The sequence below is a fragment of the Priestia iocasae genome (assembly GCF_016909075.1).
Classification (GTDB): domain Bacteria; phylum Bacillota; class Bacilli; order Bacillales; family Bacillaceae_H; genus Priestia; species Priestia iocasae.
The window spans coordinates 958,669-974,615 of sequence record NZ_JAFBFC010000001.1 but is presented as its reverse complement, the minus strand read 5'-3'; the positions used below and the strand labels follow the sequence as shown (position 1 = coordinate 974,615).

16 protein-coding genes and 1 riboswitch are annotated in these 15,947 nt (G+C 37.5%); of the genes, 5 read left to right on the top strand and 11 right to left on the bottom strand.

Features of this window, described 5'->3' with window-relative positions:
* Positions 1 to 77: 77 nt before the first annotated feature.
* Positions 78 to 1,517 carry a serine hydrolase domain-containing protein gene (locus JOC83_RS04885; protein WP_205184488.1) on the top strand — a complete coding sequence of 480 codons (1,440 nt, stop codon included), beginning with the start codon at positions 78 to 80 and terminating at the stop codon, positions 1,515 to 1,517.
* 62 nt (positions 1,518 to 1,579) lie between these two features.
* The gene (locus tag JOC83_RS04880; protein WP_205184485.1) at positions 1,580 to 1,732 is read left to right on the top strand and encodes a hypothetical protein; all 153 of its coding nucleotides are present in this window, start codon (positions 1,580 to 1,582) and stop codon (positions 1,730 to 1,732) included.
* A 194-nt stretch (positions 1,733 to 1,926) separates the two neighbouring features.
* Here the strand turns inward: JOC83_RS04880 and JOC83_RS04875 are convergent, their stop codons facing one another.
* From JOC83_RS04875 to JOC83_RS04860, 5 genes are all read right to left on the bottom strand, one after another.
* Positions 1,927 to 2,832 (bottom strand): manganese catalase family protein, encoded by a 906-nt coding sequence (locus tag JOC83_RS04875; RefSeq protein WP_205184483.1) that lies wholly within the window; start codon positions 2,830 to 2,832, stop codon positions 1,927 to 1,929.
* A 153-nt stretch (positions 2,833 to 2,985) separates the two neighbouring features.
* On the bottom strand, positions 2,986 to 3,222 hold the full coding sequence (locus JOC83_RS04870) for a DUF2642 domain-containing protein (RefSeq protein ID WP_239583305.1): 237 nt from the start codon (positions 3,220 to 3,222) through the stop codon (positions 2,986 to 2,988).
* A 114-nt stretch (positions 3,223 to 3,336) separates the two neighbouring features.
* Complete coding sequence (locus tag JOC83_RS04865) at positions 3,337 to 4,296, bottom strand: LLM class oxidoreductase (RefSeq protein WP_205184478.1); 960 nt, start codon at positions 4,294 to 4,296, stop codon at positions 3,337 to 3,339.
* The gene (locus JOC83_RS20145; protein WP_275580396.1) at positions 4,274 to 4,399 is read right to left on the bottom strand and encodes a hypothetical protein; all 126 of its coding nucleotides are present in this window, start codon (positions 4,397 to 4,399) and stop codon (positions 4,274 to 4,276) included. Before JOC83_RS20145 ends, JOC83_RS04865 begins: the two co-directional genes overlap by 23 nt.
* Before the next feature lie 4 nt (positions 4,400 to 4,403).
* A complete protein-coding gene (locus tag JOC83_RS04860; protein ID WP_205184475.1) occupies positions 4,404 to 5,606 on the bottom strand; it encodes an MFS transporter in 1,203 nt (400 codons plus the stop codon).
* A gap of 407 nt (positions 5,607 to 6,013) precedes the next feature.
* Between JOC83_RS04860 and JOC83_RS04855 the strand changes: the two genes are divergently transcribed.
* A complete protein-coding gene (locus JOC83_RS04855) occupies positions 6,014 to 6,283 on the top strand; it encodes a diaminopimelate epimerase (RefSeq protein WP_205184473.1) in 270 nt (89 codons plus the stop codon).
* A 3-nt stretch (positions 6,284 to 6,286) separates the two neighbouring features.
* Here JOC83_RS04855 and JOC83_RS04850 read toward each other — a convergent pair whose 3' ends face one another.
* From JOC83_RS04850 to JOC83_RS04840, 3 genes are all read right to left on the bottom strand, one after another.
* Positions 6,287 to 6,889, bottom strand: coding sequence for a DUF3298 and DUF4163 domain-containing protein (locus JOC83_RS04850; RefSeq protein WP_205184471.1), 603 nt, complete (start codon positions 6,887 to 6,889; stop codon positions 6,287 to 6,289).
* A gap of 136 nt (positions 6,890 to 7,025) precedes the next feature.
* On the bottom strand, positions 7,026 to 7,883 hold the full coding sequence (gene folD / locus JOC83_RS04845; RefSeq protein WP_205184469.1) for a bifunctional methylenetetrahydrofolate dehydrogenase/methenyltetrahydrofolate cyclohydrolase FolD: 858 nt from the start codon (positions 7,881 to 7,883) through the stop codon (positions 7,026 to 7,028).
* Between the two features lie 254 nt (positions 7,884 to 8,137).
* Entirely contained in the window at positions 8,138 to 9,232 is a 1,095-nt protein-coding gene (locus JOC83_RS04840) for an AI-2E family transporter (RefSeq protein WP_239583304.1), read from the bottom strand.
* Positions 9,233 to 9,493: 261 nt separating this feature from the next.
* Between JOC83_RS04840 and ftsW the strand changes: the two genes are divergently transcribed.
* A complete protein-coding gene (ftsW, locus tag JOC83_RS04835; RefSeq protein WP_205184467.1) occupies positions 9,494 to 10,654 on the top strand; it encodes a putative lipid II flippase FtsW in 1,161 nt (386 codons plus the stop codon).
* 153 nt (positions 10,655 to 10,807) lie between these two features.
* Entirely contained in the window at positions 10,808 to 12,064 is a 1,257-nt protein-coding gene (locus tag JOC83_RS04830) for a CapA family protein (RefSeq protein ID WP_205184465.1), read from the top strand.
* A 51-nt stretch (positions 12,065 to 12,115) separates the two neighbouring features.
* Here the strand turns inward: JOC83_RS04830 and JOC83_RS04825 are convergent, their stop codons facing one another.
* The 3 genes from JOC83_RS04825 to JOC83_RS04815 all read right to left on the bottom strand — a co-directional run bounded on the left by JOC83_RS04825 (position 12,116) and on the right by JOC83_RS04815 (position 15,946).
* On the bottom strand, positions 12,116 to 13,231 hold the full coding sequence (locus tag JOC83_RS04825; RefSeq protein ID WP_205184463.1) for a S8 family peptidase: 1,116 nt from the start codon (positions 13,229 to 13,231) through the stop codon (positions 12,116 to 12,118).
* A 331-nt stretch (positions 13,232 to 13,562) separates the two neighbouring features.
* Positions 13,563 to 14,921, bottom strand: coding sequence for a magnesium transporter (gene mgtE, locus JOC83_RS04820; RefSeq protein ID WP_205184461.1), 1,359 nt, complete (start codon positions 14,919 to 14,921; stop codon positions 13,563 to 13,565).
* Between the two features lie 115 nt (positions 14,922 to 15,036).
* Positions 15,037 to 15,207, bottom strand: a riboswitch (M-box (ykoK) riboswitch).
* Positions 15,208 to 15,256: 49 nt separating this feature from the next.
* The gene (locus tag JOC83_RS04815; protein ID WP_205184459.1) at positions 15,257 to 15,946 is read right to left on the bottom strand and encodes a YqjF family protein; all 690 of its coding nucleotides are present in this window, start codon (positions 15,944 to 15,946) and stop codon (positions 15,257 to 15,259) included.
* Between the last annotated feature and the right edge of the window lies 1 nt (position 15,947).

Below are 15,947 nucleotides of genomic sequence, written 5' to 3'. Positions count from 1 at the left end.
AGCTTTATCTCATTCTCTAGATTGTGATAAAAAGGAAAAACTCCATGTATGATTAATGTAAAAAAGAAGGTGATTTGATGAAAGTTATAAACATAGTTATTGTATTCATTTATGTTTTCTTTTTTATTTCCCCCTACGTTATTCATGCTTCTACAGGGCAAGAAAAGCAGCTTAATCAATATGTAAAGCATTTCCTTAAAACTCATCATATTCCTGGCGCTTCTCTTGCACTCGTTCAAAATGAAAAAGTCATTTATACGTTCACATCAGGAATAACCGGAGAAAACGAAAGAGAAGTGACAATGGATACGCCGTTTTTAATTGGCTCGATTAGTAAGTCTTTTACTGGTTTAGCCATCATGACACTCGTTCAAGAAGGAAAACTGAAGCTGCATGATCCTGTTCAAAAGCATCTTTCATGGTTCACACCACGTCATGATGGACAATCACAATTAAAAGTCGAACATTTGCTTGCTCATAAGAGTGGAATCAGTACTTATGATGGCTTAAAGCTAGCCGATCAAGAAGATCACACTACTCATGCCATTCAAAAAAAGGCAAAGAAACTAGCAAACATACAATTAACATCACCACCTGGAGCCAGTTATCAATATAGTGATGCCAATTATATGTTACTTGGAGCCATTATTGAAAATCTATCCAATCAATCATATGCAGAATATATGAAAGAACGTATCTTTGAACCGCTACATATGTATTCTGCCGGAGCTGACCAGCTCTCTGTTTACAAAAATGCCTATCAATCTGGGTATCAATCTTGGTTTGGCTATTCATTTAAAAGTAGAGTGAGCTACGATAACAGCGGAGCCCCTTACGGATACATCGCTGCAAGCGCAAACGACTTCATTCACTATTTAACGTTTCTTCAGAATCCATCAAATGATATTCTCTCTACCGAGCATATGAATACATTTCTATCTCCTCTTACACAAACAAGACAAGACAGGCATTATGGACTGGGATGGATGCTGACAGATTGGGGAGAAAATACAGAAATGATTTGGCACGCAGGCTCTACCCCTGATTCAAGATCTGAAATTTTCTACTACCCTTCTTCTAGATTAGGTGGTGTTATTTTAACAAACAAAAATCATATTTTAGAAGAAGCTACCCTCACGCAATTCAGAGATGGCATTCTTTCCATTATAAACGGAGAAAAAACAAAAAATGTTACAAAGCCATTTCCTTATATTCAACTATCTATTACATTGATTGCTTGTCTACTAGTAACACTGCTTTTATATCTCATAGTCAGAAAGCTCAGAAGTCCTATTATCCAAAAAACCAAATGGCGAAGACGAGGACTATTATTAATAGGAGCCTCCATTGGAATCATTCCTATCTTCATCTACAGTATTCATACTCCTTGGCATACAATTGTCGCTTTTGCTCCTGACCTTGCCCATTTGACAGGTATTGTTGTTATACTACTTGCGATTAATGGCTTCGTAAGCTTGTACCTTTCTTTTAAAAGCTATGCTAAAGGTAAATGTTAATATTTTCATATTAGAAACAACGATCTTCAATGATCTAACATGACGAGTTTGGAGGGATATCAATGAAATTAGCTGAAACTGTAAAAGAAGTTCAGAAGTTAGATGATTTTTTTGAGTTTTACGAGCAAAATGAAGAGACATTAATTCCACAAGAACAGCAGGTGTTTATAGACTGGTTTAGTCAATGTTTGAAGAAGCAGGCGGACGTTCGTTGAAATTACCAGCATATTTTGTTTTTCACGATGATGATAAATCCTATGATTTGAAGAGTAATCAATGGGTTGATGATGAAGAAAAATGGTCATAAACATCAATATTAAAAATAAGCATAGCTCTTTTTAAAAAACCCATACTTAAACGAACAAAGACACGAACCCTCTGTTTTCGTGTCTTTGTTCGTCTTGTCTAATTAATCGACCTTTAATCCAGCCGACCGCTGAAGACGCTTGGCAATCTCAGCAAACTCATCTGGCCCAATGCCAGGAGCGAATTCTTCTGGTACTTCATCTAGATCAGGAACAGGAGCACCATTTGGTGCACCAAAGATGACTTCTAGCTTACTACCATCTTCTGGATGGTTCCCTTTCCAAATCTTTGTGACTTCTTTATAATCATTATCACTAAACGTATAAAGCTTTTGGTGAACACCTTGATCTTCATACTTCTTTGCTGCATCAAATGATTTATTACTTAAGTTTGGAATCGGAATGAGCTTTGTCATATCGACACCTGTAGCCATTTCTAGCGCTTTGGCATACGCAACCACGTGCACCCCGCCGCGTACTAGTAAATATCCAATCATCTCACGTGCAACGGGATTATCAGTCATTTCGTACACACGCATTTTATGCGTGCGAGCGCCGCACTCTAGGAAGAAGTTATGAAGTAAATCTAAAATTAAATTCCCGCTATTAAACACGTTATCCCCTGTCCATGCTTTCCCCATTGAATCGAATGGAAAAGATGTTTGGGCAGTTGAGATAAAGTGATACGTATTACGTAAATCCTTTGCATCTTGCATCGGCGCAATATTAGGGTCTCCAGGGAACGTTGTACCTGTTAGCATTAAGTTAATTGTATTTGATACAAGCTCTACATGACCAAATTCTTCAGCCGTAATACTTGCGACTAAATCATAGAAGGGTCGCAGCTTCTTTTTCGAACGAAAATTAAATGATTGATACATATAGTTGTTTAACGTCGACATTTCACCAAATTTCCCACCTAGCAATTCCTGCACAGCGGCCGCTGCATTTGGATCTGCACTTTTAGGCTCTGGTAATTCAATCAACAATCTGTCACTCCGCTTAAACACGAGGCTTCCCTCCAATGGTGTATCATATTTTGGATGACCATCTATTAAGGTGTATGTAAGCAAGTGGTTGTTTCATTCACTAAAGTAGTTTTCCCAAAATAAAAAAGCTTGATTAGGAATCAAGCTTTTAAAAAGACGTATTCGCATCATTCATTAGTCTGGCATAATCCAAACGATCTGCTGAAGGCGCACAAAGAACGCAGAATCTTTTGCTTGAATCACAACATGATCTACTTTTACATCCTTTACCTTTCCTCTTATACTTCCACGTACCGTCTCAATAACTACTTCTTTTCCTTTTACAGATTGTAGCGTTTCAAATACATATGGATCAACTAAAGTGACCATATGAGGAGCTTGGTAATCTCTCTCATCTTGTTCGTAGGACATACGTATACCCTCTCCTTTTCCTTTCATTCGTTTTAGTCTATGCACAGTGCCCACGATTGTGAATGAGATTTTTCATCTCACTTAGATAAGAAAAAAAGCTTGAGGAATAGCTCCTCAAGCTTTATTGGCTGGGAAATACGGTAAAACCTCTTCCCCTAACTCATGAATAACTTCTTCCGCTGGACGCTGGCTATCAAATAAGGCAAAGAACAAGTGGTTAACACCTGCATTTTTATAAATATTCAACAATTCAATTAAATAATTTCGTCCAAGTCGATATCCTAACCGAATAGGAGTTGGTGCTTCGTTTGGATTTTCTGCTAAGTCTAGATGCATCGGCTGTGTAAATGGTTTGAACACACCAGGATGATAGTCTTCGACAAGCTCACGCCATTTTTTAATTGATTCTTCTTGGTGATACGGATTACGTGGATAATACATCCATCCATCTCCATGTTCGGCAAACCATGACATGTCTTGTTGTGCGTAGCCTGTAATAAATGTTGGAATACGTGTTGTTGGTTTTGGAACAAGGTTTGCACCTTGAATCGTTCCTTTAGAAGAATGAATAGTTGGAAACTCTTCATAAAGCACTTTGTTTAAATACTGAAAAGCTTCGACAAAGGATTCGCCACGATTTGGATGTGAAGCATGAAGCGCTTCAAAATCTGCGTATCGATCTCCAGATGATACACCTAACAGTAATCGTTTAGGAAATAATTGATCAATCGTGGCAATCTCTTTTGCCACACGGAGCGGATGTCTAAGCGATAATACAGTGGCAGCCGTTCCTAATCCAATTTCGCTCGTTTGACTTGCAAGATACGTCAAGTAAATCATCATATCATAAATTTGACCTGTTGCTGGATCACCGAAATTTGGATCTTGCAGCAATACATCTCGAAACCATAGGCTTGTAAATCCATATCGTTCAGCTAACTGTGAAAGCTCTACTTGCTTTTCCATTGTTGGGGTTGCAAATTGATAATTTTCAAGCGGAATATGAAGACCTAGCGTCAGTTCTCCTTCTTTATACGTACGACGATACGTTTTATGATGCTGAAATGAACTCATCTTCATGCTCCTTTCTTCTCTTTAACTTTACCACTACGATAATGATCATCGCAGTGGCTACAAACATGCTTATTTTAGTGAATAGGTGCTTTGGTTGTTGCATCTTTTTACGCTTCTTTCTCAAGTCCACGTAACCAAGCAGTTAACACTACTGCTCCTGCTACCATAATCGCCCCAATCCATGGTGTATGGATAAGACCAATTGAATCAACAACAAGTCCACCAATAAATGACCCAATGGCAATCCCAACGTTGAACGCCGCAATGTTTAAGGCTGAGGCTACATTTACCGCAGAAGGTACGTATTTTTCAGCTAAATTCACCACAAGAATTTGCAATCCCGGAACGTTCATAAAAGCAAACAATCCCATTAAGAAGATGGTAATTAATCCTGCTCCTTTAAATGGAGCGGCAAATGTTAGACCTACTAATATAACGGCTTGTAAAATAAACATCCAAAGCAACGCTTTTAGAGGCTTTTTATCAGATGCTTTCCCTCCAATGACGTTACCAATTGCTACGGCTACTCCATACACAAGTAAAATGATACTTACCCATTTCGAACTAAAACCTGTTACATTTTCAAGAAGAGGTGTTAAATACGTAAACGCAACAAATGTACCGCCATATCCTAATGCTGTAATGGCGAAGGCTAATAATAATTTACCGTTTTTTAAAATTTTCACTTGCTCACTAAATTTTGCTGGTGGTGCTTCTTTTAAGTTTTTCGGAACTAAAATTGCACTTGCAATAATTCCAACGATACCAAGTAACGCCACTCCCCAAAATGTTGCTCTCCAACCGAATGCTTGACCAATGAATGTTCCTAAGGGAACACCCGTTACCGTTGCAACCGTTAGTCCTGTAAACATAAAAGCAATGGCACTTGCACGTTTATGCGGTGGCACTAAATCTGCTGCAATCGTTGAACCAATTGAAAAGAAAATACCATGTGAAAAGGCCGTAATAAAACGAGCTACTAGTAATAAACCAAAACTTGTTGATAAAGCCGCAACAGAGTTACCAATAATAAAGACAACCATTAATGACATTAAAAGCGACTTACGACTTATTTTACTTGTTAATGCGGTTAAAATAGGAGCTCCAATGGCTACTCCCATTGCGTAACCTGAAATCAACAATCCAGCTAACGTAATCGAGATCGACAAATCATCAGCAATTGATGATAATAACCCTACAGGTACAAATTCTGTTGTTCCAATTCCAAAAGCACTAATGGCAAGTGCTAATAGCGCCAGTGTGCCACCCTTCGTTTGGGTTTGTTTCATTGTATGTGCATGAGAACTCATAAACGAATTCCTCCTTGATTTTGTTATTTCATTTCATAGAATGAACGAAGGCGCCTTTCGTTCATCAACCTGCACCTCATTATGAAGCGTAAAGATAATAAAAGGAAGTACGCACTTTGAAGTACGATAGGTACCTAAAAGTAACCATATATAAAAAGGTTGATGCAAATGGCGACCTGTTCGCACATTTGCATCAACCTTTTTATAACATGATAGTAAACTGCTTATTCTTCTCCTTTTAATCGCGTTACTTCTTTTTCTAAATAATCGAGACGTTTATGTATGCGATAAAAAATATACAGATAGACGTAACACAGACAAGGCGATAATGTGTGGCTTCTAAAAATTGCATTCTCTCATCCATTCATGACATGATAGAGTAACTAGGAATGAAAGGTGTGTCTATTATGGAAGAAGTCTATACGTGTAAGTTTCGTATTTTACATACCAATGAGCGACCAGAAGAACAAATGAAAGAGTGTACGGTTCTCACTAAAATCAAACACGAATCAACCGGAAACATGATTTATGAAGGAGAACTGCGTGTACAATTTAATGAATTTGGTATCTTTCCTGTTGCAAAAGACATTGCACAAGCTGTGACAAATCGATCTTTACGTCAAAAAGTAGCGGCCGAACTTAAACGTTATGTTCGACCGCATAAAAAGTTTCTTTGACGATTAGCCAATCATTTCACCAAGTGGTCCGTCCTCTTTAATAATCGGTTGAATTTCATAAACAGAAATTGGGAAGAACGGAAATCCATACACATACGGAGTTAGATCATATAGTTGAAAAAATAACACAAGCGACTTATCCGCAATATAAAAATCTTGATCTGGACTAATTCCTTTATATTCTGAGATGAGTGGAAGATCTCGATCTTTAATTTGTTTGCCAACGATATCAGACAGCACTTTTACATAATCACTATCGGCATTAAATAATTCTTTCAGCTTATACTTCTTCCCTGTTTGTGTATCAAATGTTAATCCTTTTGTTACAGTTATTCCATGTGCCCCTCCTGAGTAAGCATAGTTTACGAGTGTTAAACTTAAAATTCCTCGTTGATTGTTTTTAATTTCATAGTAACCTGACACTTCTGTATCAGGGTTCTCATCATACCCTTGATTTTGAATCATCTTGTTTACCGATTGCATAATGGACGTATTAATACGGTATTGTGCTGTGGCGTTCGTCAATCCATGGATAATTGGAACATATACATCTAACTTATGCTTTACAAGACGCTGCGTGTACACTTGAACAGGAAAATTAATCATTTTCTGTCCTCCCTTTTTACTCTCTACGAGTAAAGTATTCAAACGCAACGCCTATGGTTCATAAAAGGGAGCTTGTAAACTTTCTTTTTTCATAAAAAAAGCTGACCCCTGATGATGAGTCAACTTTTTTATATCCTTATGCTTTTACGTGATGAATCGTTTTTGCAGCGTCTACTGTATTTTTTAACAGCATGGTAATTGTCATTGGCCCTACGCCACCTGGTACTGGCGTAATGTATCCTGCTTTTTCTTTTACTGCTTCGAAATCAATATCTCCAACAAGCTTTCCTTCTTCCATTGTATTCCCAACATCGATGACAATGGCGCCTTCTTTTACATCTTCCGCTTTAATGAGGCGAGGCTGACCAACTGCTGATACAAGAATGTCAGCTTGTTTTGTTACAGCAGATAAATCTTTTGTGCGAGAGTGAGCAATCGTAACCGTTGCATTTTCTTGAAGTAAAAGCATGGATACAGGTTTACCTACAATGTTGCTACGACCAATCACAACAGCATGTTTACCAGAAATCTCTTCCCCTGAACGTTTAATTAATTCAATAATTCCATGTGGTGTACATGGTAAATAGCACTCATCACCAATTACCATATTTCCGACACTTACAGGATGAAAGCCGTCTACATCTTTTGATGGAGAAATCGCATTTAAGACTGCCTTTTCATCAATATGCTTTGGTAAAGGTAATTGAACTAAAATTCCGTGAACATTAGGACTTTCATTTAATTGTTGAATATCTGCTAACAGCTCTTCTTGTGTAATTGATACATCTCTTTTTAACACTTCAGATACTACACCAATTTGTTCACAAGCCTTTGCCTTTGCTTTAACGTAAGAGTGTGATGCTGGATTATCACCAACTAAAATAACGGACAAGCCTGGAACAATTCCTTGTTCCTTTAATTGAGCAACCTCTTCTGTTAACGCTGCTCGTAACTCAGCTGCTACTTCTTTTCCTTTAATGATTGTTGCTGTCATATGCATGCTCTCCTTTCATTTTTAAAACGGGGATTATGTACGAACTATATTTAATAATCTAACACAAAAGTTCGTTTTTGTTCAATTTTTTTTGTGTTTCATCTCTACTTTTTTAAAAAATAAGTCAAATAACGTACGTTATAACCAGACAACTGCATCTGTGACGGGTTTCGTTTTTATGTTTTTATTATCATATCAAAGATAGATAAAAAACACGAATAAAACTAAAAAAAGCTCGCCCTGTAGGCAAGCTTTTAAGCTTTACGATCTTCTTCATCTGTGACGCGGTAATAAATGTGACTTACGATTACTTTTAAAATTGTATAGGTTGGAAGAGCCAATAATAAACCGATAAAACCAGCTAAGCTACCAGCAATTAATAATAGTAAAATGACCGTTACAGGATGGACATCAAGCTTTTTCCCCATTACTTGTGGTGAAATTAAGTTACTTTCAATTTGCTGAATAACGACAACTCCAATAATTACATAGAGTGCAACGTACGGATCTTGAATGAATCCCATAATGACACCAGGAATCGTTCCGATAAACGGACCGATAAATGGAATTAAATTTGTAAATAAAGCGACTAACGCTAAGACAAGCGCATAATCAAGACCAATAATCAAATACCAAATGTATATGCAAATACCAACAAACAAGCTGACGATGATTTGCCCTTGGATAAATGCACTTAAACCTGCATTCATCTTGCTTAAAACGTCACGAGCATCTTGTTTGTAGTTCTTCGGTACAAACTTTACAATGCGTTTTGGAAGCTTGTCCCCTTCTTTTAACATATAAAACAAAATAAATGGAACCGTCACCAGTACAATAATTGTATTACTAATGACATCGATGAATTTAACTGTACTAGATGCAACGGTTGTACCGAGCTGACCCAGTGTATCAGATAATCGTTGTTCAATATCCATGTCGGCTAGCTCGCTTGCAAAGCGGCTTGTCCACGGTGAGTTTTGTAAATCTTGAATTCCTTTCATTAAATCGCGCCCTAATGTTGGTAAGTAATTACCTAGGGAAATAAGCTGCTCTCTAATAATCGGATATAAAAAGGCAATCACATTTGACATAAGTGCAATAAAAACTAAAAAAACGATTAACACAGCAAGTGTTTTCGGAACCTTTCCTTTCGTAATGACTCGCACCACTGGATTAAGCAAGTAGTATAAAACACCAGCAATTAAAATGGGAGCTAAGACGGTTGTAATCATAATACCGATAGGCTGTAAAATAAAGTCTACTTTCGTCAACATAAAGGAAATTAACAAAAATAATAGCAGTCCTACACCATAACGAAAAAATTTAGATTGTTGCATACGTTTTTTCATACCTCACCTTACTAAGTATTGGTAGTCGATTATGTACGACATGAACCATTGATTTTTTTATTTTATCTTGTTTTTAAGTAAAAGAAAATCAGTATTACTTGTACTACGTAGAAATTCTGTTAAAAGTTTCACATTTTTACTCAATATCAATCCTTTTTAACAAGAATGTAATAGGAGCGTTCATGTTCTCAATCTAAAAATATGATAAACTATTAATCTATACATAAAATGAGAAGCTTGATTGAAGGAGCCTATCGATTCATGAAAGAAAAAGCAATACGAAAATTTAAGCAAATGGATTGGATTTTAATCGCAACTATTTTTGCGCTTTGCTCAATCGGTGTGTTAATGGTATATAGTGCAAGTTTATACCTATCCTATGAAACTACAGGCGATTTTCACGCTTTCTTTAAGCGTCAATTAATATGGCTTGGACTAGGTTGTCTTGTATTTTGGCTTGCTTCTGTTTTCTCTTACAAAGCGTATGGAAAATGGATTAAATTCATTATGCTCATTACCGTACTTTTGCTCATTGTCGTCCTGATACCGGGCATTGGGGTTGAGCGGAATTTTTCTCGTAGGTGGATTGGAATCGGAAGTTTTGTTGTTCAACCATCAGAGATTGCAAAGCTCACCATGATTATTTACTTTGCACACGCCTATACAAAAAAGCAACGAGTCATTGAGAACTTCAAACAAGGAGTGATTCCTCCTTTAATTGCATTAGGATTTGTGTTTCTGCTGATTCTTATGCAACCAGACTTAGGTACAGCTTCGTTAATTTTGGCGGCATGCGGAACCATTGTGTTTTGCTCTGGTGCTCGTTGGAGACATATCTTTTTACTAATGGGAACTGCCTTGTTTATGGTTTTAATTCTTGCAGTTTCCGAACCATATCGTCTAAAACGTATCACCTCTTTTTTAGATCCCTATGCCGATCCAGATGGGGCTGGTTATCAGTTAATTAACTCGTTTATTGCCATTTCATCTGGTGGATGGACCGGTCAAGGACTCGGATTAAGCTCGCAAAAGTTCGGTTATTTGCCGGAAGCACACACTGATTTTATTATGGCTGTCATTGCAGAAGAATTTGGTCTTATAGGGATTTATGTCGTGTTAGGTTTATACATAACCTTTATGATTCGAGGTTTTTTAATTAGCCGTCAAGTGGATGACATTTTTGCGAAGTTATTAGCCATTGGCATTACATTTAAAATCTGCATTCAAATGTTTCTGAATTTAGGTGCAATGTCTGGTTTACTACCCATTACAGGAATCACTCTACCCTTCATCAGTTATGGTGGATCATCACTTGTTATTACACTAGCAATGGCTGGGATTCTTGTTCAGCTTTCTACACACCGAAGACAAAAGCTACATGTGATTGAAAAACAACCTATTGGTGAACATGTATCCATTTAATGTAAAAGAAGCTAAGAAAAACAGAGAAACTTTCCAAACAGGAAAAGTTTCTCTGTTTTTTTACATTTTACGTCAAAAAAGAAGGAATATCAGATCATATGTCTAATCATTTAATAGTTACAAGTTTACACTTTTAATAAGGAGATTAACATTGTGGAGCGATATAGCCAACAAAAACGAAATCGAAAACGGAGAGAACTTCAAATACACCGTGTAGCTCTTGCTTCTGTAGCTATCTTATCACTTCTCTTAATTTATTCAGTTTATCATCTCTTAAACAATAGCCCTCAAAGCATCGCCTCTTCGACGAATGAAGAACCCGAAAAACAGGTGGAACAAATAGGAGAGAGTGAGCCTATAAAAGAAGAGCCAGAGAAAAAAGATTTATCAGAAGTAGAACAAAAAGCAAATAAATCTAAACAAGAAGCTACGCCCGAGAAAAAAGCAACCACATCAACTGAATCACACGAGCCAATAACCATTTCATTTGCAGGAGATGTATTGTTAGATAAGTCTATAGGGCATCATATTGCTACTAATGGCGTCGATTATCCATTTAAACATGTTGCCCCTTACTTTCAGAGAACCGACCTCGCTGCGCTAAATCTTGAAACCTCTGTTTCAACACGAGGGACACCAGATGGAAAGCAATTTACGTTCCGCTCAAAGCCTGAAACATTAAAAGGTGTAGCGAATGCAGGTGTGGATGTTGTATCTCTTGCAAACAATCATACGCTGGATTATGGTGTAGATGCATTATTTGATACGATGAAGCATTTAAAAGAACACCAAATTGGCTATACGGGCGCTGGTGAAAATGAGCGAGAAGCGTATCAAGCTTATTATCGAGAAGTAAATGGTAAGACAGTAGCTATTCTCGGCATTAGCCGTGTTCTTCCGGATGTTTCTTGGTTTGCTAAAGGTGAAAAACCTGGCATTGCACAAGGATATCATGATGAACCCATGATGACTTATGTGAAAGAAGCCGTAGAAAAAGCAGATTATACGATTGTGATGATTCACTGGAATCGTGAGCTACAAGATTATCCTGAAGCTTACGCAAGAGAAATGGGGAAAAAGTTTATTGATGCAGGGGTTAATGCTATTATCGGTGGTCATAGCCACTCATTGATGGGCATTGAGCATTACAAAGGTGCTCCTATTTACTATAGTCTAGGAAATTTTGTGTTCACAGATTCTTCTTCCAACAAAGGTCATGAAACAATGATTGTAGAAGTAAAAATAGACAATCAAAACATTTCAACAAAGATTATACCCTTTAAAATTGTCAATAATCGTCCACAACCAATGGATGATACATACAATCGTCAGCTCATCGAGAAATTAAATAACATTTCATACAATGCTCGAATTGACTTAGATGGAAACGTCTTTGTAAGTGAAGAGTAAAAGAAAAGGATGATTCAGTATGTTTTCTTGAATCATCCTTCTTTCATTTACTTAAAATCCTTCTGCTTGTGCTAAGCCATGTCCATAATAACGATCACGCCCTGTGCTTCCTAAATCTACTGATTGAGTTGCTAGCAATTGACGCAACTGCACATTCGTATACATTGGATACTTTTGTTTATATAGTGCTAAAACTCCTGCTGCATAAGGACTTGCCATTGAGGTTCCACTCAGTGTCGCATAACCACCGTTTAAATACGTACTATAAATCCCTTCGCCAGGAGCTGCAATTTCTACTGCACTTCCATGGGAAGAAAATGAAGCACGACGATCACTTTGGTCGGTTGCGCCAACTGCGATAGCCGAGTCATATTTTGCAGGGTAGTTCACAGTATCTCCAAGTCCTAATATATTACCTGAGTTTCCAGCTGCCGCAACGACAACAATTCCACTTTGATATGCGCGATCCACTGCTTCTTTTAATGCTGTTGACCCAATTGATGTTCCTAAGCTCAAGTTAATAATATCCATGTCATTAGCAATCGTCCAATCAATTCCTTCAACGATGCTAGATAAGCTACCTGACCCATTCTCTTCTAGCACTTTCACTCCATAAATATCTGCATCATATGCGACACCAATTGTTCCAGTATCATTTTTCAATGAACCAATAATGCCTGCTACATGAGTACCATGGCCGTTATCATCATTGTAGGAGTCTGTATACGAAACAAACGATGCTCCTCCTGCCACTCGAAGATCTGGATGATTGGTTGCAATTCCTGTATCAATAACAGCGACCTTTACTCCTTGACCTGTGAGACCATTATCCCAAGATACAGGTGCTTTTACTTTTGGAATTCCCCAATCTTGTGTATCTGCTGCAATGGAGATTTGAATGTCCTTTTCAATGTAAGCAACATTTGGATTTTTGGCTAGCGCCTTTTGTTCTGATTTTGATAGTTCTGCTACAGCGATTGGTAGCGTTTTTAATTTTTTCTTTATTTTTCCATTCACTTGTACAATTGCCTGTTCATTGACGTGCTGCTTAAATCCAATAATAACACCCTCCTTCTTCTCAGATGCTTGATCTGCTAATGCTGAAGTTGGTAGCATCACTCCTGTTGCAACCGTTAATGACAAAAGAACGTTTTTAACTTTTTTCATCTCCATCTCTCCCTTCTTCTCTTAATCTATTATCTATATTTTCCGAATTTTTTCTATGAAATAGCCATATTTCTCAATTCATCAATTCTTTGTATAATAGCTAACCTCTTTTCATCCGTTAGAAGAAACATCTATCATTGTAGTCCTATTACTTTTGAAACAAAAAAGAGGCTAGGACATAATTGAGTAAAATGAAGAAAAGGAGATTAATATGCAAAATCCCTTGCCTCGCTATCCATTGACGTTACTGGATTTTTGAGACAAGGGATTTTACGGGCTGAGTCAAATAGGGTTGTTCTTTTTCCCTTTTGTCTCAGCCCCTTTCTGTTCATTACATAAGTGCTGTTAAAAATGCCGTTGCTACACTAAAATAGATTAATAGAGAGAAGATATCATTAATCGTTGTGATTAACGGGCCGGATGCAACCGCAGGATCTACATTAAAACGATATAGAATGAGCGGAATAACCGTTCCTGCAATTGTACCGATAATCAATGTACAAAACAGTGAAATCCCAACGACAAAGCCAAGTTCTAGGTTACCTTGCCAAAAAAACGCAATGAGCGAAATCAAGACTCCACATGTAATGCCAATTATTAATCCTACGCCTAATTCACGTAGAATAAGCTTCGTCACAGCTTTTTTGTCGAGGTCCCGTGTAATAAGACCACGGACAACAACGGCTAGCGACTGTGTACCTGTGTTTCCTGTCATCCCTGCAATCATTGGCATGAAAAAGGCTAATGCAACAACTTTATCTAATGTCTCTTCAAATTGACTAATAATACTCCCAGATAAAATTCCAATAAACAACAATAAAATCAACCACGGAAGACGTCGATAAGCGGCCACGAATGCCTTTGTATCAAAATCGATGTCTTTGCCTGATGCTGAAAGCTTCTCAATATCTTCGTTTGCTTCTTGAATGACAACGTCAATCACATCATCTACCGTAATAATCCCAGCTAACACATGGTCATCTTCTACGACAGGGACCGCTAAAAAGTCATACCGTTCAATTACTTGTGCCACATTTTCTTGGTCAGTTAAAACATGGACGGAAATAACACGATTAAACATAACGTCCTCTACTTTCTCATCTTTATGAGCCAAAATTAAATCTCGATAAGAAAGAACCCCGATGAGTCGCTTTTGCTCATCAATCACATACAAGTAGTTAATCGTTTCAGCAATTTCTGCATAAGACCTCAACTTGGCAACCACATCTCTCACTGTGTAGTGAACAGGAATCCAAACAAAGCGGTTTGTCATAAGGCGCCCTGCTGTTTCTTCTGGGTAGTTCATAATATTTTGGACAACAACAGCTTCTTCATCGTTCAGCGCACTTAAAAACTCTTCTTTTTCTGCTTTCGATAACTCTAATATTAAGTTGGCTAAATCATCGTTATCCATAATATCCATGACTTTTGCGACTTTTTCTTTACTAAGCTTTTTCAGAATAACAAGTTGAGTTTCTGCTCCTACCTCTTGAAGCAAATTAGCCAGCTGCTGATGTGTTAAATATGTTAAAAAACGTGTGCGGTGTTTTTCCGGTAGACTCTCAAAAATAACACCTACATCATACGGATGAAGTTCATCTAATAAGTCTTGAAGATCCTTTTTCTTCCCATCTTTTAAATAGCGAATGATGTTAATTAATATTTGATCTTGTGTTATATCACGTACCATCTTTTAACCTCCTTTTCTGTGAAAGTAGTTTGTTCTTACTCTATTACATTCTAATTATGGTAAACTAGTGCTTAAAATCCGCATGAAAAACGCATCTTCTCAATGAAGATGCGTTGATTACTCTCAGTGGAATAGTCACACTAGCACATTTAACTACACGTCATGTTACAGTAAGGACCGTTAAAACCACCTTTATTCGATGGTTCTTGTTGACCCTTTGCGTCTCTGGACGTTTCTGGGCAGCAGCGTATCTCCAACACAGGAGCCTCACCTAACGAGAGTTATTCATACTATATTACTCTAACAGGTAATCACTAAACGTATAGGCATAGTAGTTATATCCGTTCAAAAGGATAGAAAGACGTCTTGATTTCCTTCGAAAAATGAGCAAGAAGAGCATGATCTGGTCTTTTAAAAAACGGTGTTAGGGTATCTTCTTGAATATCAAAAACAGCATCTTGTAATAACCACTGTTCATGAGAGAGAGCCCCTTTGTAGACACTCCCTCGATGTGTCGTAAACAAACAGTATCGTTCTGTTAGCCATTCTTCGATGCTACCTTTTTCTGATTTGTACGGTACAGAGGAAGGCTGATACGTCATTTTTAGCCTGGTTCTCTTCATCCCTCGGTGTGCTCGTGAAGATACAAAACGAACATATTCTCCATCTTTTGTCACACTCATTACCGCTTTGAAATAAGGAAGATGAAAAAAGTGACGAGCAATCCATACACCAAGGTGATGACTAGCATCTAGACTAAAAAAGAATACGCCTCTTTCTCCTTTATACCTAACATATGTCCGTACATTTAATTCAGATAAGCTTGATGCATATGGTATAGAAGGAAGACCACGAAAGCGAATATTTGTCATCTCAAACGGCACGAGTGATATCCACGCTTTTTCTTCGTACGTATCCACTTTAAGAGGTGATGGGATCATTGTCTGTAACCAGGATGCATCTACTGGCCAATGAACAAATAATAAGTTCTCCCATGTTTGCTTCATAATCCATTTCTGCGTCATG

Bases quoted from the DNA above. Each gene is read 5' to 3' on its own strand.
- JOC83_RS04840 (WP_239583304.1), bottom strand. From the start codon at position 9,232: ATGAAAAAACGTATGCAACAATCTAAATTTTTTCGTTATGGTGTAGGA.
- JOC83_RS04850 (WP_205184471.1), bottom strand. From the start codon at position 6,889: ATGATTAATTTTCCTGTTCAAGTGTACACGCAGCGTCTTGTAAAGCAT.
- JOC83_RS04865 (WP_205184478.1), bottom strand. From the start codon at position 4,296: ATGAGTTCATTTCAGCATCATAAAACGTATCGTCGTACGTATAAAGAA.
- JOC83_RS04825 (WP_205184463.1), bottom strand. From the start codon at position 13,231: ATGAAAAAAGTTAAAAACGTTCTTTTGTCATTAACGGTTGCAACAGGA.
- JOC83_RS20145 (WP_275580396.1), bottom strand. From the start codon at position 4,399: ATGCAACAACCAAAGCACCTATTCACTAAAATAAGCATGTTTGTAGCC.
- JOC83_RS04860 (WP_205184475.1), bottom strand. From the start codon at position 5,606: ATGAGTTCTCATGCACATACAATGAAACAAACCCAAACGAAGGGTGGC.
- JOC83_RS04885 (WP_205184488.1), top strand. From the start codon at position 78: ATGAAAGTTATAAACATAGTTATTGTATTCATTTATGTTTTCTTTTTT.
- JOC83_RS04880 (WP_205184485.1), top strand. From the start codon at position 1,580: ATGAAATTAGCTGAAACTGTAAAAGAAGTTCAGAAGTTAGATGATTTT.
- folD (WP_205184469.1), bottom strand. From the start codon at position 7,883: ATGACAGCAACAATCATTAAAGGAAAAGAAGTAGCAGCTGAGTTACGA.
- JOC83_RS04870 (WP_239583305.1), bottom strand. From the start codon at position 3,222: ATGTCCTACGAACAAGATGAGAGAGATTACCAAGCTCCTCATATGGTC.
- ftsW (WP_205184467.1), top strand. From the start codon at position 9,494: ATGAAAGAAAAAGCAATACGAAAATTTAAGCAAATGGATTGGATTTTA.
- JOC83_RS04855 (WP_205184473.1), top strand. From the start codon at position 6,014: ATGGAAGAAGTCTATACGTGTAAGTTTCGTATTTTACATACCAATGAG.
- JOC83_RS04815 (WP_205184459.1), bottom strand. From the start codon at position 15,946: ATGACGCAGAAATGGATTATGAAGCAAACATGGGAGAACTTATTATTT.
- mgtE (WP_205184461.1), bottom strand. From the start codon at position 14,921: ATGGTACGTGATATAACACAAGATCAAATATTAATTAACATCATTCGC.